Genomic DNA, 22,855 nt, shown 5'->3' on the forward strand with positions numbered 1-22,855 from the left:
GTGTGGATAATTCAAAAAAGGGATGGGTTAAGAGTGAGCTAATATAGCGGTAACAGCAACCTTCGAGCCTGATCAAGAACAAAAATCAATTCATTGATTTTTATCATGGCTATCCTTTGAAGAGGGACTAATCGAACATCAGGGAAAGGGGCGAAAATATTGTGTTATTGTCGCATTATGAAGTAAAAAGTCAGTTTTATAGCCTATTTTTGTCATATAGTGTGCTCCTCAAGGGAAATGAGGGCTTTTCTTCACTTAATTGCGCTTCGCAAGGCTAAGGGATGCGATTTACAACCAAACTTTCTGCGTTTATGACGCTACTGGTCGTCTCGGCTATGTGCTTAGTGCTACTGGGTAGCACGGTAAGTTTCTTCTATTTGTGCCAGAAAAAAATGGAGCATCGTCTTCAAAGTATCGTGACAGCTTATGATCAGTCGCTTCTGCTGCAACCGGCGGATAAAGCGCGAGAGTGGCTGCCTATTATGATGCGAACAGTTGGTGTGGTGGAGCTCAGCATTCAGGATCAAGCCAACACGCTATATCATCTCAAGCTCCCTGCAATTTATACACCCTGGAATAGCGAAAGTAGGCACCGCAACCTGGTGGTACCGATGCTGCATCAACCCGGGGCTTCGATGCATTTCACCTATATTGACCCTTTGAGCAGCTACGCCCGCTCTCTTTACGCTGCGGCTATTTTATCGCTGGTGGTTGTGGTGATTGCCATGATGCTACTGCTAAGTTTTCGCTGGTTGCGTGATCAGACCGCAGGCCAGGAAAAACTGGAGCGCCGAGCGAGGCGTATTCTTAACGGCGAACGTGAATATGCTATCAGTAGCGACGGACATGAATGGCCGCCTTGCGCCAGTCGTGCCATTGATCGGCTATTGGCCGAATTGATAGAGGTGAGGGAGGAGCGTAACCGTGTTGATACACTGATTCGCGCTTTTGCCGCCCGAGATGCCAAAACCGGTCTCAGTAATCGCCAGTTTTTTGATAATCAACTGACTACCCAATTGGAGGAAGAGGGCGCCCATGGGGTAGTAATAATGGTGCAGTTGCCTGATTTTGATAGTTTAAATGATACGGATGACCATCAGCAGGTACAAGAACTGATGCATTCGTTGATTAACCTGCTTTCTTCTTTTGTTGCTCGTCATCCCTCTGCACTATTAGCGCGTTACCATCAGAGTGATATCGCGATTTTGCTGCCCCATAAGACGCTGAAAGATGCCGATGTTATGGCTGCCCAATTGGTTCATGCGGTCGGGGCGTTACCTGAACCCCATGTTATTGACCGCGAATCATTGCTGCATATGGGGATTGTGGCGTATCGCAGTGGTGAGTCCGTTGAACAGATTATGGATAATGCTGGACAAGCGACTAAAAATGCGGCGATGTATGGGGGGAATGGCTGGTATGTATTCGATACTCAAGTGTCAGAAAAAGGGCGTGGTAGTGTCAAATGGCGCACTTTGCTGGAGCAGACGCTGGCTAACGGCGGGCCAAGGCTTTATCAGAAGCCGGTGATTACTGTTGACGGTAAAATTCATCACCGTGAAATAATCAGCCGTATATATGATGGTGAGCAAGAGTTGTTGGCTGCTGAATTTACACCATTAGTGCAGTTGCTCGGTCTGGCTGAGCGTTATGACCGTCAAAAAATTGATCGGATAATTCCGTTATTAGCTTTATGGCCGGACGAAACTCTGGCATTTTCTATCTGCGTTGATTCATTATTGCAGCGTTCTTTCCAGCGTTGGCTGCGTGATACGCTCTTACAGTGCAGAACGTCTGATAGAAAGCGCATTATCTTTGAACTTGCAGAGGCAGATGTGTGTCAACATATCGACCAAATCCGTCCGATGATGCGTTTATTGCTCGGCGTGGGCTGCAAGGTGATGGTGTCGCAGGCCGGATTAACGGTTGTTAGCACCTCTTACATCAAATCACTGCGGGTTGAAATGATTAAACTTCATCCTGGGTTAGTAAGAAGCATTAATTTACGTTATGAAAATCAGTTGTTTGTGGAAAGTCTGACCGGTGCCAGTGCAGGGACGAATACAAAAGTTTTTGCCGCAGGAGTGCTTACCCGTGAAGAATGGCAAACGCTGAAGGATAAGGGGATTTATGGTGGACAGGGCAATTTTTTTGCTCCGCCAACACTTTTAAACCCCGGAAAGAAAAAATATTCGTATTAGGAGTATGTTTAGCCTGATCGTTGAGCAAAAATTAACGTAGAATGTGCCAGTCATTTCCGTAAATCGTTGGTGGGCGCTTACTTCCGACGAGAATCAGGTTAAATGTTAGATTTTATGTGCTGTGTTACGCCGGTCGTTACGCAGAATCTGTGTTGTGCCGAGGGTTTATTCAACCTTTTCAAGCGACATGGGTTCGTGATGGGACGAGATGTCAACAACGCAGCTACTTTTTCACCGAATCAGGACGTTTTTGCGCCTTGTCGCTGCTTCGTGTGGTTGGTAAAGTAGGCGGATTTTATTTTCCGCCCCCAGCTTGCAGGATTATCCTTTCGTTATGTTTAAGAAATTTCGTGGCATGTTTTCCAACGACTTGTCCATCGACTTGGGTACCGCCAATACCCTTATTTATGTTAAAGGACAAGGCATTGTACTGAATGAACCTTCAGTGGTTGCTATTCGCCAGGATCGTGCCGGTTCACCGAAGAGCGTTGCGGCTGTGGGCCATGATGCCAAACAGATGCTTGGGCGCACCCCCGGCAATATCGCAGCTATTCGCCCAATGAAAGACGGCGTTATTGCCGATTTCTTTGTTACCGAGAAAATGCTGCAACACTTTATCAAGCAGGTTCACAGCAACAGCTTTATGCGCCCAAGTCCGCGTGTATTGGTGTGCGTACCGGTCGGGGCTACTCAGGTTGAGCGCCGTGCGATCCGTGAATCCGCTCAGGGCGCTGGCGCTCGTGAAGTGTTTTTGATTGAAGAGCCTATGGCTGCGGCCATTGGTGCCGGGCTGCCGGTTTCTGAAGCAACCGGTTCGATGGTTGTGGATATTGGTGGCGGTACCACAGAAGTGGCCGTTATCTCTCTGAACGGCGTAGTTTACTCTTCTTCTGTCCGTATCGGTGGCGACCGCTTTGATGAAGCGATCATTAATTATGTGCGCCGTAACTACGGTTCATTGATTGGTGAAGCGACTGCCGAACGTATCAAGCACAGCATCGGTTCTGCTTATCCGGGTGATGAAGTTCTGGAAATTGAAGTGCGCGGTCGTAACCTTGCTGAAGGTGTACCTCGTGGCTTTACACTGAACTCCAATGAGATCCTTGAAGCGCTGCAAGAGCCGCTGACGGGTATCGTTAGCGCGGTAATGGTTGCGCTGGAACAGTGCCCGCCAGAATTGGCCTCTGACATCTCTGAACGCGGTATGGTGCTGACCGGTGGTGGCGCATTGCTGCGTAACCTGGACCGCCTGCTGATGGAAGAGACCGGTATTCCGGTAGTGGTGGCAGAAGATCCATTGACCTGCGTCGCTCGCGGCGGTGGCAAAGCGTTGGAAATGATCGACATGCATGGCGGCGATTTGTTCAGCGAAGAATAATAGTCAGCCAAAAAGGAGGAGAACTAGATCAGATGAATCGATATCCAGCTTACTCAACGTAAGAAGGATAAGTTCGTCCGATTTAGCGCCTCCTTTTGTCGTCGAGGAATACGCATAATTTATGAAGCCGATTTTTAGCCGGGGTCCATCCCTGCAACTGCGACTGTTCTTTGCCGTTCTTGCAGCCATTGTTTTGGTTATCGCTGATAGCCGATTGGGCACGTTTGTCAAAATACGTACCTATATGGACACTGCCGTTAGCCCTTTCTATTTTCTGGCCAATGGGCCACGCAAAGTTCTCGACAACGTTTCTGAAACTCTGGCTACCCGTGAACAGCTAGAGTTGGAAAACCGTGCGTTACGCCAAGAGTTGTTGCTTAAAAATACTGACCTTCAGTTGCTCGGGCAATTTAAGCAGGAAAATAACCGCTTACGTGAATTGCTGGGTTCTCCTTTGCGTCAGGATGAACAAAAAATGGTCACGCAGGTGATGTCCAGCGGGACAGATCCTTACAGTGATCAGGTGGTTATCGATAAAGGTTCTAACAACGGGGTATACGAAGGCCAGCCGGTTATTAGTGACCGGGGTGTGGTCGGCCAGGTTGTCGCGGTGAGTAAACTAACCAGCCGCGTATTATTAATTTGTGATGCCTCCCATGCGCTACCTATTCAGGTGCTGCGCAATGATATTCGTGTGATTGCCGCAGGGAGTGGCTGTACCGATGATTTATTACTAGAGCATTTACCCAGCAATACAGATATTCGCGTGGGTGATGTATTAGTGACATCCGGGTTAGGTGGACGTTTCCCTGAAGGTTATCCGGTCGCGGTGGTCTCTTCTGTCAAAGTTGATAATCAGCGGGCTTATACCGTGATTCAGGCTCGACCAACCGCTGATTTACAGCGCCTACGCTACTTGTTGTTATTGTGGGGGGCCGACCGTAATGGCGAGATGCCATTGCCGCCAAATGAAGTTCGCCGCGTAGCCAATGAACGACTGGCTCCGATGATGTCACAAGTGCTGCCTGCCGCAGATGCTATGGGGCCACCGGCACCATCGGCCGCTACAACCGCCACACCAACAGCAGTGACTGCACCGGGAGTATCGCCATGAACCGTTACAGCAGCAATGGCCGTTGGGTTATCTGGTTATCCTTCCTGATTGCCATGGTGCTGCAAATTATGCCGTGGCCGGAACAAATTTATATGTTCCGACCGTCATGGCTGGCATTGGTATTAATTTATTGGGTGATGGCATTACCCCACCGTGTGAATGTTGGCACTGGCTTTGTTCTCGGGCTGATTATGGATCTTATTTTGGGTTCAACACTTGGGGTCCGGGCGCTGGCACTCAGTATTATTGCTTATCTGGTCGCTTTTAAGTTTCAACTATTCCGCAATATGGCACTGTGGCAGCAGGCACTCATCGTGATGCTGCTTTCGCTCACCATGGATGTCGTGGTGTTCTGGTCTGAGTTTTTAGTGATTAATGTTTCATTCCGCCCAGAAGTATTCTGGAGTAGTGTAGTTAACGGTATTTTGTGGCCTTGGCTATTTTTGTTAATGCGTAAAATTCGCCGCCAATTTGCGGTGCAATAAGGACTTAAGACCCATGACTGCCCTGTATCTTGCCTCTGGCTCTCCGCGTCGCCGTGAATTACTGGCCCTGCTTGATGTCCCTTTTGAGGTATTGAAAACCGAGGTCGAAGAGCAACGCCATCCAGATGAAAGTGCGCAAGAGTATGTCCGGCGCTTAGCGTTGGAGAAAGCTCAGGCTGGGGTGAAGGTCGCACCACAGGATCTGCCGGTATTAGGGGCCGATACCATCGTGGTGTTAAATGGGCAAGTTTTAGAAAAACCACGGGATAAAGCCGATGCGCAGCGAATATTGAATGCGCTGTCCGGTCAGCAACATCAGGTGATTACTGCGGTGTCTCTGGCTGATCGGCAAGATGTGTTATCTGCCATGGTGGTGACAGATGTGACATTTCGTGTGTTATCCCAGTTGGAAATCAGTGACTATATTGCTACCGGTGAACCCATGGACAAAGCGGGCGCTTACGGTATTCAGGGGAAAGGTGGTTGTTTCGTCAGAACTATTACCGGCAGTTACCATGCCGTAGTGGGGCTGCCGTTGGTAGAAACCCATGAATTACTAAGTAATTTCATTGCGCTACGTAATGTGAGAGGAATACATGACAGCTGAATTACTGGTCAATATCACACCGTCTGAAACGCGAGTTGCCTACATTGATGGTGGCATCTTGCAAGAAATACACATTGAGCGAGAAGCGAAAAGAGGGATCGTCGGTAATATCTACAAAGGTCGTGTCAGCCGGGTTTTACCGGGTATGCAAGCGGCGTTTGTCGATATTGGTCTGGATAAGGCCGCCTTCCTCCATGCCTCCGATATCATGCCCCACACCGAATGCGTGGCCGGGGATGAACAGAAAAATTTCAATGTGCGCGATATCGCTGAACTGGTGCGCCAGGGGCAGGATTTAATGGTGCAGGTGGTGAAAGACCCCCTCGGCACTAAAGGCGCACGTTTGACCACGGATATCACTCTACCCTCTCGCTATCTGGTACTCATGCCAGGAGCGGCCCATGTTGGGGTGTCGCAGCGAATTGAAAGTGAAGTCGAGCGCGAACGCCTGAAAAAAACCGTGGCGGCTTACTGCGATGAACAGGGCGGTTTTATTATCCGTACTGCCGCTGAAGGAATTGGCGAAGAAGAGCTATCAGCCGATGCTGCCTTCCTCAAACGCCTGTGGACTAAAGTCCAGGAGAGGAAGAAACGCAATATCACCAAATATAAGTTGTATGGCGAGATGGCACTGGCGCAACGCGTACTGCGTGATTTTGCCGGTGCGGCACTGGATAAAATCCGAATCGACTCCAAGCTGACTTATGACCTGCTGGTGGAATTTACCAGCGAATACATTCCTGAAATGACCGCAAAGCTGGATTTGTACTCGGGCAAACAGCCGATTTTCGATCTTTACGATGTCGAAAATGAAATCCAGCGCTCATTGGAACGTAAAGTTGAGCTAAAATCAGGTGGTTACCTGATTATTGATCAAACTGAAGCCATGACCACCGTGGATATCAACACCGGTGCTTTTGTGGGGCATCGTAATCTCGACGAGACTATTTTCAATACCAATATTGAAGCCACTCAGGCCATTGCCCGCCAGCTACGCATGCGTAATTTGGGGGGGATTATCATTATTGATTTCATTGATATGAGTAATGAAGAGCATCGTCGTCGTGTATTGCATTCATTAGAACAGGCATTAAGTAAAGATCGGGTAAAAACCAGTATTAATGGTTTCTCTCAGCTAGGCTTAGTCGAAATGACCCGCAAACGCACGCGGGAGAGCATTGAGCATGTTTTATGCAACGAATGTCCAACCTGCCGTGGTCGTGGCACCGTTAAATCGGTAGAAACCGTGTGCTATGAGATATTGCGTGAAATTGTCCGAGTTCACCACGCTTACGATTCTGATCGCTTCCTGGTCTATGCGTCTCCAGCGGTAGGAGAAGCACTGAAAGGTGAGGAGTCACATGCTCTGGCTGAAGTGGAGATCTTCGTCGGCAAGCAGGTCAAAGTGCAGATTGAACCACTGTATAACCAAGAACAGTTTGATGTGGTGATGATGTAAGATTTCCCGCTGCCACACTTGCAGCGGATAGCAAGGAGAGATGTGTGAGGCGACTGCCCAGGATAATATTTGCGACAGGCGCCACAATGATTGTTGTGGTGGCACTGTTGGTCAGTGGGCTACGCATGATGCTGCCTCTCATCAACGACTATCGTCTGCAAATCGTGGCCAAGGTTCAGTCCATCAGCGGTATTCCACTGGAAGTGGGGTTCATGCAGGGATCGTGGGAACCGTTCGGCCCAACGTTGGAATTGCGCGATATTCGCGCTAAATTGCCGAAAGCCGATTGGCAGGTGCAGCGGGTGACCCTTGCGCTTGATGTGTGGCAGTCACTGTTGCACTGGCGCTGGCAGTTCCGCGATATGACCTTCTATCAGTTACAGCTAGATTTGAACACCACACTGGATATGCAGCAAAACAGCAGCCGCAATCTTGAAGCGAGTAATCTGACTGATATCTTCTTGCGCCAATTAGATCACTTTGATCTGCGTAACAGCCGTGTCTCATTCCTCACTCCATCTGGCCCGCGCGCTGAATTAGAGATCCCACAGCTCACCTGGCTTAACTCCCGGAACCGGCATCGCGCCGAGGGGCAGATTAGCCTGTCGACCATTAATGGTCAGCACGGTGTGGTGCAGGTGCGGATGGATCTACACGATAATCAGGGCATCCTCAATAATGGCATGGTCTATATGCAGGCCGACAAGATCGACCTGAAACCGTGGATCAGCCGCTGGCTGCACACCAATACCGGGCTGGATAATGCGGAATTTAGCCTGGCGGCCTGGCTGAGTATCAAGAGTGGCACTATTTACAGTGGCAATGTGTTACTCAGTGAGGGGCAGGCCAATTGGACTGTCGCGGGCAAATCACATCAGTTGGCGGTAGATAATTTTGTGTTGGAAGGCCGCCGCCAGGGTAATGGCTGGCAGGTTGATGCGCCGGAGCTAAGACTGAAAACCGATGGTCAGGCATGGCCTAAAGGGCATTTATCTGCCCTGTGGTTACCGGAAAACACGCAGTTTATTGGCCCAGACCAATCCCAGGAGTTACGCATTCGCGCCGCCAATATTCAGTTGGAGCGGGTGGGGCCACTGTTACCGACCTTGTCACTTTTTACCCCTGAGCTGATGAATCGTTGGGCGGATTTGCGGCCACAAGGGAATATCGATGCACTGGCATTGGACATTCCTATCAGCCAACCAGAAAAAACCCGTTTTCAGGCCAAATGGCACAATATCAGTTGGCAACAATGGGATTTGTTGCCGGGGGTTAATAATTTTGCCGGTGCGCTGAGCGGTTCCGCAGCGCGTGGGCGGTTGGATATCAATCTCAAAGACAGCCTATTACCCTATGGTGATATGTTCCGCGCGCCGCTGGAAGTCAGTCAGGCCAGTGGCGCAGTCAACTGGCAGATTGATGATAAAGGCTGGGAACTGTGGAGTGACCAGCTCGATGTCCGAGCTAAATCGCTGTGGGGCAACGGCAGCTTCCACTATCAGCAACCTGCTATTGGGCAGCCATGGCTGAAAATCCTGACCGGCATCCGCTTGTATGATGCGGCCGATGCATGGCGCTATTTCCCTGAACCGCTGATGGGTAAGAAGTTGGCAGATTATCTGACCGAGGCGTTACAGGGTGGGCAGGTAGACAACGCAACACTTATCTATAACGGCAATCCTCATGATTTCCCTTATAAACATAAAGAAGGCCAGTTCCAGGTTTATGTGCCACTGCGTAACGCCACCTTCCAATTCCAACCAGATTGGCCTGCGTTAGAGAATTTGGCTATCGACCTCAATTTCCTCAACGAAGGTTTGTGGATGGATGCCCCTCACGCGATGTTGGGTAAGGTCACTGGCAGTAATATCAGCGCGATTATCCCTGACTATCTGAAAGAAAAGCTGTATGTCGACGCCGAAGTGGTTGGCGAAGGGCGTGATATTCATGACTACTTTACGGCTACACCACTGCATGATTCTGTGGCGGAAACACTGGAAGAGCTGCAAGTCGGCGGTAAAGTTAGTGGGCGCTTACATCTGGATATTCCGTTGGAAGAAGACCGTATTACCCACGCCAGCGGCGAAGTGACGCTCAATAACAACAGCTTGTTGGTGAAGCCATTGCAAAGCCAACTGGAAAACATCAGTGGCAAGTTCCGCTTCAACGATGGCAATCTTGCTAGCGATACCTTATCTGCTAACTGGTTTGGGCAGCCATTGGCGGTTGATTTCACTACGCAAGAGCAGCCAAAAAACTTTTTGGTGAATGTTGGGTTGCGTGGTGACTGGTTACCGGCCAAGTTGCCCGGTGTTCCCGCTGATGTTACGAAATTGCTCAGTGGTAGCGCCAATTGGCAAGGCAAAGTCGCCGTACAATTACCGAAAAATGGCAAGCCAGACTATAAAATTGATCTGACGGCTGACCTGAAGAAAGTAAGCAGTCACTTACCTGCTCCACTAGATAAAACAAGTGGTCAGGCATTACCCATGCATGTACAGGTGGTGGGGGGGCTGGAGGCGTTTACCCTCTCCGGCAGTGCTGGCAGCAACAATACATTCAACAGCCAATGGTTGTTGCAAAAAGAACAAGTAGAGCTGGCGCGGGCTATCTGGCAATCCGACAGCAAAAAAGTTCCGCCACTGCCGGAGGATAAAGGTTTGGTCCTTAAACTACCGGCACTGGATGGTGAGAGTTGGTTGGCGTTGCTGGCACCGGAGTTTACCAGTGTCAGCGCACCTTTTAGCGCATCAGTACCACCAAAAATAAAAGGCAATAAATCCAATGTCATCCTTCCTACCCGGCTGACTTTACAGACACCACAGCTTTTGGTCGGTGGGCAGGCTTGGCACCAACTGACACTGCTGGTTGAGCCATTATTAACCGGTACTCACGTCACGGCAAAAGGTCAGGAAGTGGATGGTAGCCTGCTGATGGCCGAACATGGGCCATGGCATGCTGATATCGATTATCTTTATTACAACCCGCAATGGACCACGCACGAAGCACAAGATCCTCTGGCGCAAGCTGCGTTGCAGGAGCCACAAACTGCCAGTAAAATTTCGTTCCGTGATTGGCCTGCGCTGCAATTACGCTGCAAATCTTGTTGGATTCTGGGGCAAAATGTCGGGCGTATTAACGCAGATCTGACGCCGAAAGGCTCGGTGCTGGCGTTAACTAACGGCTTGATTGAGGCTGGCAATGGGCGGGCTAAAGTTTCCGGCCAATGGCAGCAAGACAGCAGTGGTGATAAAACCGCGCTTAATATCGCGCTGAGCGGGCCAAAAATCGATGAAACCATTTCGTTCTTCGGTCTGACAACCCCGATAAAAAATGCCTCTTTTGATATCAATGCCGATGTTAACTGGCGTGGAGTCCCGTGGCAGCCACAGATTAATACCCTGAATGGGACATTAAAGAGTAGATTGGGCAGAGGCCAACTGAGCGATCTCGGTGGTGGGCGCGCCGGTCAGCTACTGCGTTTGGTCAGCTTTGACGCACTATTACGTAAGCTCCAGCTTGATTTTAGTGATACGTTTAGTCGTGACTTTGCGTTTGATTCTATTCGTGGCACGGCCAACATTAAAAATGGTGTAATGCACACCAATGATTTAGTGGTGGATGGATTGGCGGCCGATATTGCCATGAGTGGTAATGTGGACTTGGTTAAACGCCAGATAGCCATGGAAGCGGTTATTACACCAGAGATTTCTGCCACTGTCGGCGTCGCAACAGCCTTTGCGATCAACCCAGTGGTTGGGGCTGCGGTATTTGCGGCCTCGAAGATATTAGGGCCATTATGGAGCAAGGTTTCGCTGATTCGTTACCAGATTACCGGTAGCTTGGATCAACCAACCATCCATGAAGTATTACGCCAGCTAAAGGAGAGTAAGGCGCCATGAAAAATGCCAATGTTGCATTATTGCAGTTATGCAGCGGTGAAAATACCCGTGACAATCTGGCTCAAATTGAGCAGCAGATCAAACAGTTAAACTCTGGTATTAAACTGGTTATGACGCCGGAAAATGCCCTGTTATTTGCCAATGCTGCCTCTTATCGGCACCATGCCGAGCAACATAATGACGGGCCGCTGCAACAGCAAATTCGCGAGATGGCACGCCATTACGGTGTGTGGATTCAAGTTGGCTCCATGCCGATGATAAGCCGCGAGTCACCGGAGCTTATCACTACCAGTAGCTTGCTGTTTGATGACCAGGGCGAACTTAAAGCTCGTTACGACAAAATTCACATGTTTGACGTGGATATTAACGATATTCATGGCCGCTATCGTGAATCTGATACTTATCAGCCGGGTGAACAACTGACGGTGGTTGATACACCGGTAGGCCGCTTGGGCATGACGGTTTGTTATGATTTACGTTTCCCAGGCTTATTCCAGGCTTTGCGGGCGCAGGGGGCTGAGATTATTTCAGTGCCGGCGGCCTTTACCAAAATGACCGGTGAAGCTCACTGGGAGATTTTATTGCGCGCACGGGCGATTGAAAACCAGTGCGTGATACTGGCCGCAGCACAGGTAGGGCGTCATGGGGCCACCCGCCGCACCTGGGGCCACACTATGGCGGTTGATGCCTGGGGTAAAATATTAGGGCAGAACCCAGATGCGGTTGCTGCCTTAAAAGTAAAAATTGAAACCACAGGTTTGAATACTATCCGTAATCAGATGCCAGTGTTGCAGCACAATCGCTTCCTGCCATCTCCGTTGCCGTCATCGCATAAACCATCATCTAATTAAAGAGTGAAAACTATGAGCCTCTCGTTTGTCAGTGAGCAGTTACTCGCTGCTAACAAGCTGAACCATCAGGACTTGTTCTCAGTGTTGGGGCAATTGTCTGAACGCCGCCTCGATTATGCTGACCTATATTTCCAGTCCAGCTACCACGAGGCCTGGGTGTTGGAAGACAGCATCATCAAAGATGGCTCGTACAATATTGATCAGGGTGTGGGTGTGCGCGCGGTCAGTGGTGAAAAGACCGGTTTTGCTTATGCCGACCAAATCACCCTGAATGCTTTACAGCAAAGTGCTCATGCCGCACGCAGTATTGTGCGTGATAACGGTAACGGTAAAGTGCATACCTTGGGCGAGATTCACTATCAGGCGCTCTATCCGCTGCTCGATCCACTACAAAGTTTGTCACGCGAAGATAAAATTGCGCTGCTCCATCGGGTCGATAAAGTGGCCCGTGCTGCTGATAAGCGGGTGCAGGAAGTCAGTGCCAGTTTGACCGGCGTCTATGAGCAAATCCTGGTCGCGGCCACCGACGGCACGCTGGCGGCAGATGTGCGCCCATTGGTGCGGCTGTCGGTCAGCGTATTGGTGGAAGACAACGGCAAACGCGAACGCGGTGCCAGTGGTGGTGGTGGTCGTTTTGGTTATGACTACTTCCTCGAAACGGTGGACGGTGAAGTGCGTGCCGATAACTTTGCCAATGAAGCGGTCAGAATGGCACTGGTAAATCTGTCGGCTGTTGCCGCCCCTGCCGGTGCTATGCCAGTCGTCTTAGGCGCAGGTTGGCCGGGGGTGCTGCTGCACGAAGCGGTAGGTCACGGGTTGGAAGGTGATTTTAACCGTCGTGGCAGCTCAGTCTTCAGCGGCCAAATGGGTAAATTGGTGGCGTCAGAACTGTGTACCGTGGTGGACGATGGCACCATGCAAGGCCGCCGTGGCTCGCTGGCTATCGACGATGAAGGGGTGCCGGGCCAATACAACGTGCTGATTGAGAACGGTATTTTGAAAGGTTACATGCAGGATAAGTTGAACGCGCGCCTGATGGGTGTTGCACCGACCGGTAATGGCCGCCGTGAATCCTACGCGCACTTGCCAATGCCACGGATGACCAATACCTATATGCTGGCCGGTAAATCGACACCGGAAGAGATTATCGCCAGTGTGGAATATGGCCTGTACGCACCTAACTTTGGCGGCGGTCAGGTGGATATTACTTCCGGCAAGTTTGTGTTCTCAACCTCCGAAGCGTACTTAATCGAAAAAGGTAAAATCACCCGTGCGGTGAAAGGGGCCACTTTGATTGGTTCGGGTATTGAAGCCATGCAGCAGATTTCGATGGTTGGCAACGATCTGGCGCTGGATAAAGGTGTCGGCGTTTGCGGCAAAGAGGGCCAAAGCCTGCCGGTTGGCGTCGGCCAACCTACTTTGAAACTGGATAATCTGACGGTGGGGGGCACGGCGTAGGGTTTAGATTGAGCCAATAAGATGCTTTTAATGGCTCTTTTAAACGTGTCTTTGGTGGGCTATTATGATGTTATATAACCAAAGGAGATATTTATGGCTTTTCAAATTCTGACAACGACTGCCGCGAGCATTACCGATTTAAAACGTAATCCAATGGGCACAGTTAATGAGGGTGAAGGTTCTTCCGTGGTAATTCTTAACCGCAATGAACCCGCGTTTTATTGTGTGCCGCCAGCGGTATATGAATATTTGATAGAACTGGCTGAAGAGAGTGCGTTGAACCAAATAGCAGATTCACGTCAAGGTGAGGAGCGCATAATGGTGAGTTTGGATGACTTATAAGCTCGGTTTTTTCAAATCAGCCTTAAAAGAGTGGAGAAAACTGGCTCCACCCATTCGTGAACAATTTAAAAAGAAGCTGATTAAACGCTTAGAGCATCCACATGTTCCTACCGCTCGGTTATCGGGAGCCAATGCGAATCGATACAAAATTAAGTTACGTAATTTGGGTTACAGGCTGGTTTACCAGATTGAAGAGGATGAAGTCATCATTCTGGTCGTCGCGGTGGGTAAACGTGAAAATGATGCAGTTTACCAAGCGGCTGAAAAACGGTGATGAGCGAGACCCTGTAAATAAGAGAGTGTTCAGAATTCTGAATACTCTCGTCATCACTTGAGAATCTTAATCCTTATTTAAAGATGATTAACTATGCAGCCTGCCGGCTACTCGGTAATCCAATATTCTGGCATGAGCAGGGGTGGCAACATTACCATTTCCTCTGTCCTCGAATTCATGAGCCCAATGCTCTGGCAGCGGAGTATTGGTGTCTTTATAGAAGCCGAACAGTTCCTCAGTATTATCGAATATGCTCCAATGCCCTTGATGAACCATCGCTACCGGGAAAGGGCCAGGGCGTGCGACGATACCCAAATAGCCATTGTCCTTAACAACTTTATCTTTCTCATGCTCCCACATATAAGGAACAAAGCTCACCTGTGGCCCATGACGGACAACATTCATCGAGGTGTTATCCGCAGGCCGCTTAATATCTACCTTAGCAACCCCATGATTGATTAAGTCTTTGACTCCGATTTCCTCTGCACTTTCTGCCTTTGGAATAGTACCTTGATGAGCATTGAATCGAATAATTTCATGCATATCATAATCACCGGTATAGGGCGTAATAAGCCCATCTTTAATCAATTTTTTGAAATCAGTATTGTTTTGTGAGTTTTGCAAATCAATCGGGGCGATTTGGTCTACGTTACAAAGATTGTTGTGGATATGAATACCGTAGATGCCATCGCTATTCCACGCACCCACCATGCCGACAACTCCCGCATTTTGGGCCTGTTTCATAACACTAGCAGCCTGAGCACCATAGACACTTTTCAATGAGCTCGGTTTTATGGTTTTTTCCAGAATATTGTGTCCTTTGGCTGCTGCACTTACTCCCAAAGCCTTTATGGTATAAATTCCAGCTTCTCGCACACTCATTGCAATGTTATGTTCTCTTGATATTTGCTCAAACACTGGCATATGCGAAGAATGGACGAAGGCTTTGGCGACCTGTTTACGGGCAGCTCGACCTGTCTTGCGCAAACCGTCACTGTCGTGGAACCTGATGGGGTTATTACCTACCATACAAAACAAATTCAACCCATCAATGGTCCCTGCTGGGTCAGCATTGAGCCATCTTCCCAGCCACGGCAGATAATAGCGGAAGCCATAATAATATAGGCCGGTGGCATCGCGCTCTTTACCGGAATAACGCACGGTTTTATATTTCGCTTCCAGCGTATTACGCGAGGCAAATACTGCGGTGCCACCAAATGGGTAATACTCTTCCTGGCTGATAATATCGCCGTTGTTATCTAACTCTAATAAACTGGAGCCAATTTGGTTATCAAAGCTGTAGCGCAATTGATTATTAGCAATATCATCCGGTTTACCGTGTTGCCACAGTAATACCCGCACCTGGGCGCGACCCGCGGCACCGACGGTTACCACCTGAAAATCTTCCGTCAGCTTATCGTTATTATGCTGAGTGCGCAGTTCCAGCCCCGGCAAATACACTACTTTGCTGGTTTGGCGTTGCTGAATACTTTGCTTAACGATGCGCATGCCATCACCGCCGTACAGGTAGCTTTCGTAGTCACTGTCGGCGCTATCACGCTTAACGGTAATCACCTGTTGCAACTGATTGCGGGCGTCCCATTGCAGCGGCTGGCCGGGTTGTAATTGCTGCTGGTTATCGGCGGCATCAAACTGACTGCGGATATCAGCGGCAGTTAACCCATCCTGCTGTTGAATTCCGTGGTTGCTGGTATCGGATACCGTGATATTTGTGGTGTAGCTGCTGGCGCCGGTATGCTGGATTTTCAGCAGGTTACCGGCGCGGTCATAGCTGTAACGGCGGGTGTAATTGACATATTGGTTGCCGTCAGTCAGTGAGACTAAGTCGGGCAGGTTGGCACTTTGCGCGCTGTTTTTATCGGATTCACGGCCGGTGGCCTCAATCAACTGATACAAGGTGTCATAGCGGTAAGTGGTTTCCGGCACGATTTTTTGATTGCGGTAGAAGCGGGTGGCTTCGGCATCATTATGGATAGCCAGAATATTGCCAACCGGGTCATAGTCGTAGCGCAGGTCTTGCAGCAGGGTTGACCGGTCTTTCAGGGCCGGACGGGTGGTTTTAATACCGATAAGCCGTTGAGTTTGTGCTTCATAGCGATATTCGGTGACTACGCCATTGCCGCTCTCTTCGCGCAGTTTTTGCCCGGCAGCGGAGTAGGTGAGGGATGCTACAATCACCTGTTTAGCTCCGCCATTCAGTGTCAGCCAACTGCCACTGAGCTGACCGGCGCGGTTATAAGCCATCTGCTGGGTATGGCCTTTGGCATCAGTCTGGGTCAATGGCTGGCCGAGGGCATCGGTGGTGCCGCGAGTGATAAACTGTTCATCGCTAAGGCGGGAGGCCCAGCTTTGTTCTTCATCAAACCAGTCCACCGGCCCGAGGGTGTCGGTGAGCAACTGGCGCTGTTGTTGCAGTGGCGCAGCGGTGATAGACAGGCTGACCACTTTCTGTAATCCGGCGGTATCATAATGGCGGATGCACTGGCCGTTGAGGTTGGCGGCTTTATGCTGTTGGCTGTTGTCAGCGTAGAAGAAGCGGTCGGTAATGGTTTTCTGCCCCGCTTCAATGTGCTGATGATGCTCCAGCGGGCGGCCCAGTGTTGGCTCATAGGTAACCCAACTGCGGGTGCCTTTGACATCCAAACTCATCACTGGCCGGCCTTCAATATCAGCCAGTTGCAGCAAGGTGCCATTATCGACACCCTCGGTGCGCAGCGCGGTTCCGGCAAGGTTATACTGATAGCGGAAGTTATCGATTTCAAGCCGGGCATCACGGCTGGCAATCAGTTGCCCCAGTGGATTATAACGGTTGCAAGTGATCAGCTCATCGGCTGCCTGACTGGCATCACTGCGGTTATAGGCCAGTGCACGAATACCCAGCCCGCGGTTATCGCTGATGGCGATGGTGGGGGTTGGTGCGCTCATCGAGACATTTTTAGACATAAATTTATTCCTTGCGTTGTTGTAAGAAAAATAGCGCTGACTCACGGTTAGTATTGCAACGGGTCAGTACCAGACGGGTTTGTTCGACATACTGCGGGTAGTCACCCCAGGTTTTCACATTAAACTCCGGCATTTGGCACGGTGGTAATAAAGCCGTAGGGAAAGGCAAACACTCATTTATGGTTACCGATGGCTTGCTGCTGCATGCGGATAACATCATCAGGCACAGGCTCATCAGCACATTTGTTACCTTTTTGTGCCGCACGTAAGCGTTTTTGTAGTTCACCGCTTTTTTCTCCCTCAATGCGTTCTTGTTCCTGAACTTTTTGCAGGTAGCTGGTAGTGAGTAAAATTTGCTCATTAAGTCTTTGATTAATCTCGCCAAAACGAACTAGTTGGGTATTGAGCGCGACATTCTCCATATTCAGTCGTTCCAGGGTTCGGCCGGTTTGTACCAACCACATCACGATAGCCACCACCACCAGTGATAGGGCGACTTTGGCCAGTCCGGGGAGTATGCGTAAACCAATCATGGGTAGACCTCTCTGGGTAGTTCAAAATGTGGGCCATCTTTAAAGGTTTTCCAGTCACCACCCCATTGCAGCGGTAGTTCCATCTCTTGGGCGGCTTGCTTCATGGCTTTTGCCACCTGATGAAAAGTGCTCCAGTCTTCCCATGGGATCTGATTGTTAACCATCGGGGCCAAATCGACGGCATGACCGGTCAGATGGCGACTATTAAGGGTTTTGCTGCTGCCGTTACGCACCAATTGGCGCTGGCGCTCAGGGGTTCGAATCCCTTCGATAACACGAAAATCGATAGTGCTAAGGGTTAATGCACGGCGCACAATTAATACCAGGTCGGGATGAATGCCGCGTAGGTTATGTTCGCTAATCTGACCAAAGCGAAACTGTGGTTTATCCTGTTGCATAGTGACCTCTGTTATTTAGGAGGGTTATGGTGACCAAAAAAACGGTTCCAGATATATTGCAGGGCAGTGCTGCCCATGGCGCCAAACAGGCCGGCAATGGCAAAAGCCATATAGGGACTTCCGCCACCTTCGAAGGAGAACAGGCCACCAAGCAAGCCGGTAAAACTGGAAACAATGACCTGACTTATTACGGCGGCCCAACTCCATTCGCTCTCTTGGGTATCCTTATTCAAAATGTAGCGAACCAAACCTCCCCAGGCAGAAAGAACGCCGATAATGACCCAGGTCAGAACAAAGTTATCGCCGGGGGCCAGTAAGTGCATTTGGGTTACCTTTGGTTGTTAGCCATCAGTGGCCCTGACCGCCAATGTATGCCGATCAGGGTTAATGGCTGATAGTGTTAGTTTTTAGCTGCGCTGACTTCTGCTGCGGTATCGTTTTCATCCTCACTGATCACAAACCACGGGAAGTATTGCGCCCGGCGCAGATAACCTTTGGCGGTAATTACCTTGATTTCACGCCCCAGTGGGTCGTAAACATGGGTATCGGCATAGGTATCTTTGCGGGCGCTGTCATCACTGATGTAACGCCAGTTATCAAGGAAGTAAGGTTGATAGGCACGGATGGCCAGCCCTTTATTGTCATACTCGACCCGGCCAGAAACCGCCCAACGCGAGGTTGTATTACTGACAGTTATCCCGTTGTTGTCGGTTTGCAGCCGGCCATCTGTATCGCGGATATAAGCTTCGCCAGACTCAACACGTTGTGCCGATTGCAGCACACGACCAAAACCATCACTGCACACAATCACTTGCTGGTGCTGTTGTTTTATCGCCTCGCGATCGTAGCTGTCGGTGGCTACGGTTATGGCATGAGGCGGGTGGCGTTCTTGGCTATCGTGAATTTCCATACTCATATATTCATCTAATGGATACTTACCTTGTCGCAGCCAACGGCGTGAACCCAGAGCGCAGAGATAACCGTCTTCCGTGAGGAATTGGTTTTGGATTAAGGTGTTAAAATCCAGTGAAGAATTGTTGAGCCATCCATCAACAAACTCATTGTCCGGTTTTATCATCCAGCTAAATGGCTGATAAAAAGAGAATTGAGCCACAGGGACTATCTCATTCTCTTTGGCAATCGCCTCTTCGATGCTATTTGGTGCAGTAAAGGGTGCCTCAGTGAATCCGCTGTCAACCACGCGGCCCTGATGTAATTCCGTACCCCAAAAGCGTGAGGAAGTGACCCGGCCAAAGGCATCCAATGCCACCTGATGCAGGTTATCGTTGATATCAGTCAACTGGTACGGGGTGATAAAGCGATAGTCATATTCGGCTGTAGTGGTACTGCCATCAGCCAGCGTGATGGCGGTAACAGCACAATTGTGTCGATCCCAATGTAGATGAGTTTTACCCACTAATTGAGAGCTCTGCTGTGACCATGGATGATAGAAGTTGCTGGCACCGGCATACTCAGTGAAGCCACGGCGGGCCACCCACACAGGGATCTCTTCATTATGATTAAACAAACGTGGGGCAAGGGTGTAACCTGCGGCTCGCAGTTGCTGACTCTGTTCTCTATAGGTCGGTAGCATCTTATTTAGCGCAGTGAGTGAACTGTCATCAAACTCAGCGGTTTCGCTATAAATAACCAGCCCTTGCAGCGGGTATTTTTGGTGATAAAACACTTCATTTTGGCCAGCAAAAACCTGTTCAAGTGGTGTGCCAAGTCTGTTTTCTTTATCTAACACAACTTCATAATTCAGGCCATTAGCCGGGACTGCATCAGCAGCATAAGTCAGTGCATCGCCGCGTTGCTGCCACGGCAGGCCGAGCAGTAATCCGTTGTCCTCAATCACATGCCGGTAGGATTGCTGGCTTTCGCTGATGCGCAACAGCCGTTGTTGTTCGTCATAACTGCTGGCCCAGTGCTGGTCTGCCAACCAGGAGTAAGGCGTCACTTTGTCCTGAGGGCGGCGCGGATAATTGATAGCAGCCGAGTGCAGCGGATGACCATATTCATCACAACGCAGCACAATTTGCTGGCTGCATTGTGGGTCTTGCGCAATGCGCTCATAGTGGTAACTGAGTTGCTCCAGTGACATTGGCATTACGATGGGTGAGACCGCGCGGCTATCCGCCGTCCGTACCTGCCGCACCTGATAGCGGGCGCTACTGGTGGTGTAGGGCACGTCGTTCAGGCCAATATCGTCCAGGCCATAGAGTTCGCTGTGCAACAGATTGCCTTTCAACGCCCGATACAGCCAATAGCCCTGTTCTGGTGTGATGTCTGCCAGTAAATCATCAGTTTCAGATTGACGATTGAATTCAGTGAGGCGGGTCGTGGCTGGCCGATATGCCTGGTCATCTCCCTGCCAATATTCTGCTTGATAGCGGGTTTCATCATCAGCACGGCCGGTATGGAACCAACTGCGAGTGAGCGACGGTGGCGTGCGTTCCTGAGCGGAACCCTGGGCATCAACATGGGTATCCAGCGTATCCACCCGGCCAAAACCACGGAACTCGCGCTCGGCACCATCATAAAAGCCGTGGTAGTAATAAGCTTGCTGGCTCAGGCTATTTTGCGTGATTTCATCAAATTGCGAGGTGCGCGCCAACAAATGCATCGGGAAAGGTAGGCCACAGGCAATTTTCTGTTTTTTACTGGCCGCCGCCGCTTTTTCATCCAGCCAGAACTGCGCTGAACTGCGGTAGGACAAGCGGCTCTCAGCCCCCATATTGTTATTGACGGTGGATAACAGATAAGGCTTGCGGGTCGTGAAGTCGTAGCGCCAATGGCGGTTTACCATATGTGGCACACTCAGCAGCAGGCTGGTGACCCCCAGAGCTTGTACATCGGCTAATGTCAGTTGGCAGGTGTTATCGTAACGAACACCGTGCGGCAAGGGCAGTTTCAGTGGGGCGGCAAAATTATTCCCGCTCTGATTGCGGTAAATCAGCAGGTGATCGCTGTTGGCATAGATCAAATCAACGCTGCCAGAGCCGTCGATATCTGCCAGCCAGATATGTTGCGGGTTGAAACTGTCCACCGGCTGATTAAAACCGCTCAATGTGACCGGTTTGCCAAAGGTGCCATGACCTAAGTTCGGCCAACAGGTGACGTTATTGTGGCGCACCCGCATCAGGTGTTGCTGCCCGCTCCCCAGTGGATCACTGAAAGCCACTAACTCAGCATTACTGGCACCGGGGATCGGCAGAACGATGGCGGGGTCTTGATAGACTTGCCGCGCGGCAGCAAAACCATCGCGCTGATTAGCATACAGGCGCACACTGTTCGGCCCGATCAACGCCAGATCAGATAAGCCATTGCCAATCAAATCCGCTAATTGGGCTTGTGGGTGGAAATACTCGGTGGGCAATGCAGACAGCGGGGTGAACTGGGTCCAGCTTTGATCAGGGTTACGGCTGTAATAACCCGCCAGTCCCGGTTGGCTGATAACCCAGTCCAGACGGCCATCACCATTGATATCCATCAGGCTGGCACTATCACGCAAGGTAGGGATAGTGGGCAAAATTTGTGCCGCGCCGAAGCTGACGCCATCTTCACTATCCGCGGTGCGCACTGGCGGGTGATAGCGCCAACTGCCACTGTCTTGATACAACATGCCCGGCAACCCTTCACCGTTCAGGTCAACTAACTGATAATAGGGGCTAAATTTGTCCCATTCAGGCATCGCCTGCCAGTGGTTCTCTGCGCCAGTTTGCAGCTCCTGATAATCAAATTCCAGTGGCGGTAAGGTCAGAGTGGTGCCGTCTGTTTCATGTGCCACTTGCTGGCAACTGATGAGCTGGCTGGCATATGGACTGGCCAGATAGTTCAGGCGCAGGCGAGCCACCAGTGCCGCATCGCTTTGGTTTTCATCGCCAGACAACAGTTGTAGGTTATGGTACATAAATACCTGTTGGCACAGGCGGCGAGTGCGGACTTCAAAACCGTATTCGTAACGCGAGAAGGGATCCTGCCGCTCTGACCAGGCAGCATCTGAATCACGTGGTGGAACCTCAGATAAGGTATTTGGGCGTTCGCCATAATCAAATACCAACGTAAATAGCCACTTGTCGTCTTGGGGGCGCGTTTTTTGGCCGCTAAATAGCGTCTCGCTTGACGTCAGATTGCCGTAGCGTACTTGCTGCAAATAACGCTGAGCGCTGGCTTGTGGATGAGCAGCACTTTCTGCTGCATCAACGTGGGCGTCATCTTCACCTTGATAGTCATAGCAAATATGCTCGCCGGTGGCGGAGATAGACTCTTCCAATAACCATTCTGCGATATGTGCTGGATGCTCAGCAGCGGCAATATGTGCCTGTGGGGTTATACCCAGATAATGCTGCTGGCCATCAGTGCTGTAAACCCGCCAGAAAGCGGTTTGGTTGGATGTGGTGTCTTTAGGCTGCCAGAATTCGATACGAGCAAAACCGCCCTCTACGCGCGGCTGATATTGGGTAACGCTAAAGTTATTTGATGCACTATCTTGATATTTAAATTCGCTGTCTGATTTAGAAACGGCAATCAGGACTTCACCATTGGGACCAATAAACTCATCACGACTATCATAGTGAGGGACGCCACGCTCGGTGCGACGGCGAATCGCCATTATTCCCACATTCCAGCCGAGGCCGAACGGGCCATTACCGCTGCCACTGCTGTAACTTAATGCCAGTGCCGGTGCATAGCCACGGCCAGCAGAAATAGGCAAAGGCACGGTTAAGCTGGCTAATCCACTTGAGCCGATAGCACCCAGTGATTCCCCCATTCCTGTCATAGCACCGCCCCCTTTAGGGAGCGATAATGGCGCTACACCAATCTGTTGTTTGTTGTTTTCCATAATGGACTCCTGTCAGGCCTCCTGACGAAGGCCTGTTGGGTTA

The 22,855-nt window shown here is 50.3% G+C and carries 17 protein-coding genes; 11 read left to right on the forward strand and 6 right to left on the reverse strand.

Annotated features, from left to right (window positions below; genetic code table 11):
* The first annotated feature begins 281 nt into the window (after positions 1-281).
* The 11 genes from csrD to Q2T71_RS20935 all read left to right on the forward strand — a co-directional run bounded on the left by csrD (position 282) and on the right by Q2T71_RS20935 (position 14,071).
* Positions 282-2,201 carry an RNase E specificity factor CsrD gene (csrD, locus tag Q2T71_RS20885; RefSeq protein WP_372560392.1) on the forward strand — a complete coding sequence of 640 codons (1,920 nt, stop codon included), beginning with the start codon at positions 282-284 and terminating at the stop codon, positions 2,199-2,201.
* 334 nt (positions 2,202-2,535) lie between these two features.
* A complete protein-coding gene (gene mreB / locus Q2T71_RS20890) occupies positions 2,536-3,579 on the forward strand; it encodes a rod shape-determining protein MreB (RefSeq protein WP_002228205.1) in 1,044 nt (347 codons plus the stop codon).
* Between the two features lie 121 nt (positions 3,580-3,700).
* Entirely contained in the window at positions 3,701-4,693 is a 993-nt protein-coding gene (gene mreC, locus Q2T71_RS20895) for a rod shape-determining protein MreC (RefSeq protein WP_372560393.1), read from the forward strand.
* Positions 4,690-5,178, forward strand: a complete 489-nt coding sequence (gene mreD, locus Q2T71_RS20900) for a rod shape-determining protein MreD (protein WP_032814839.1) — start codon at positions 4,690-4,692, stop codon at positions 5,176-5,178. The genes mreC and mreD overlap by 4 nt, the downstream gene beginning before the upstream one ends.
* Before the next feature lie 13 nt (positions 5,179-5,191).
* Complete coding sequence (locus tag Q2T71_RS20905) at positions 5,192-5,785, forward strand: nucleoside triphosphate pyrophosphatase (protein ID WP_372560394.1); 594 nt, start codon at positions 5,192-5,194, stop codon at positions 5,783-5,785.
* Positions 5,775-7,244 (forward strand): ribonuclease G, encoded by a 1,470-nt coding sequence (rng, locus tag Q2T71_RS20910; protein WP_102970524.1) that lies wholly within the window; start codon positions 5,775-5,777, stop codon positions 7,242-7,244. Before Q2T71_RS20905 ends, rng begins: the two co-directional genes overlap by 11 nt.
* Positions 7,245-7,288: 44 nt before the next feature.
* Positions 7,289-11,146 carry an AsmA2 domain-containing protein YhdP gene (gene yhdP / locus Q2T71_RS20915; RefSeq protein WP_372560395.1) on the forward strand — a complete coding sequence of 1,286 codons (3,858 nt, stop codon included), beginning with the start codon at positions 7,289-7,291 and terminating at the stop codon, positions 11,144-11,146.
* Complete coding sequence (gene nit1, locus Q2T71_RS20920) at positions 11,143-11,997, forward strand: deaminated glutathione amidase (protein ID WP_372560396.1); 855 nt, start codon at positions 11,143-11,145, stop codon at positions 11,995-11,997. Before yhdP ends, nit1 begins: the two co-directional genes overlap by 4 nt.
* Before the next feature lie 12 nt (positions 11,998-12,009).
* Complete coding sequence (tldD, locus tag Q2T71_RS20925) at positions 12,010-13,455, forward strand: metalloprotease TldD (RefSeq protein WP_083162204.1); 1,446 nt, start codon at positions 12,010-12,012, stop codon at positions 13,453-13,455.
* A gap of 93 nt (positions 13,456-13,548) precedes the next feature.
* Positions 13,549-13,797: a type II toxin-antitoxin system Phd/YefM family antitoxin gene (locus Q2T71_RS20930; RefSeq protein ID WP_372560397.1), complete on the forward strand. Its 249-nt coding sequence runs from the start codon at positions 13,549-13,551 to the stop codon at positions 13,795-13,797.
* Entirely contained in the window at positions 13,787-14,071 is a 285-nt protein-coding gene (locus Q2T71_RS20935; protein WP_372560398.1) for a type II toxin-antitoxin system RelE/ParE family toxin, read from the forward strand. The genes Q2T71_RS20930 and Q2T71_RS20935 overlap by 11 nt, the downstream gene beginning before the upstream one ends.
* A gap of 87 nt (positions 14,072-14,158) precedes the next feature.
* Here Q2T71_RS20935 and Q2T71_RS20940 read toward each other — a convergent pair whose 3' ends face one another.
* From Q2T71_RS20940 to Q2T71_RS20965, 6 genes are all read right to left on the reverse strand, one after another.
* A complete protein-coding gene (locus tag Q2T71_RS20940; protein ID WP_372560399.1) occupies positions 14,159-17,035 on the reverse strand; it encodes an RHS repeat-associated core domain-containing protein in 2,877 nt (958 codons plus the stop codon).
* Positions 17,036-17,039: 4 nt separating this feature from the next.
* Positions 17,040-17,270 carry an Rz1-like lysis system protein LysC gene (gene lysC / locus Q2T71_RS20945; RefSeq protein ID WP_372560400.1) on the reverse strand — a complete coding sequence of 77 codons (231 nt, stop codon included), beginning with the start codon at positions 17,268-17,270 and terminating at the stop codon, positions 17,040-17,042.
* Positions 17,209-17,568 carry a DUF2570 domain-containing protein gene (locus Q2T71_RS20950; RefSeq protein ID WP_372560401.1) on the reverse strand — a complete coding sequence of 120 codons (360 nt, stop codon included), beginning with the start codon at positions 17,566-17,568 and terminating at the stop codon, positions 17,209-17,211. The genes lysC and Q2T71_RS20950 overlap by 62 nt, the downstream gene beginning before the upstream one ends.
* A complete protein-coding gene (locus Q2T71_RS20955) occupies positions 17,565-17,966 on the reverse strand; it encodes a M15 family metallopeptidase (protein ID WP_372560402.1) in 402 nt (133 codons plus the stop codon). The genes Q2T71_RS20950 and Q2T71_RS20955 overlap by 4 nt, the downstream gene beginning before the upstream one ends.
* 11 nt (positions 17,967-17,977) lie before the next feature.
* Complete coding sequence (locus Q2T71_RS20960) at positions 17,978-18,289, reverse strand: phage holin family protein (protein WP_372560403.1); 312 nt, start codon at positions 18,287-18,289, stop codon at positions 17,978-17,980.
* A 77-nt stretch (positions 18,290-18,366) separates the two neighbouring features.
* The gene (locus tag Q2T71_RS20965) at positions 18,367-22,812 is read right to left on the reverse strand and encodes a SpvB/TcaC N-terminal domain-containing protein (protein ID WP_372560404.1); all 4,446 of its coding nucleotides are present in this window, start codon (positions 22,810-22,812) and stop codon (positions 18,367-18,369) included.
* Positions 22,813-22,855 lie beyond the last annotated feature (43 nt).

The sequence above is a fragment of the Yersinia sp. 1652 StPb PI genome, from assembly GCF_041538345.1.
Taxonomy (GTDB): domain Bacteria; phylum Pseudomonadota; class Gammaproteobacteria; order Enterobacterales; family Enterobacteriaceae; genus Yersinia; species Yersinia enterocolitica_E.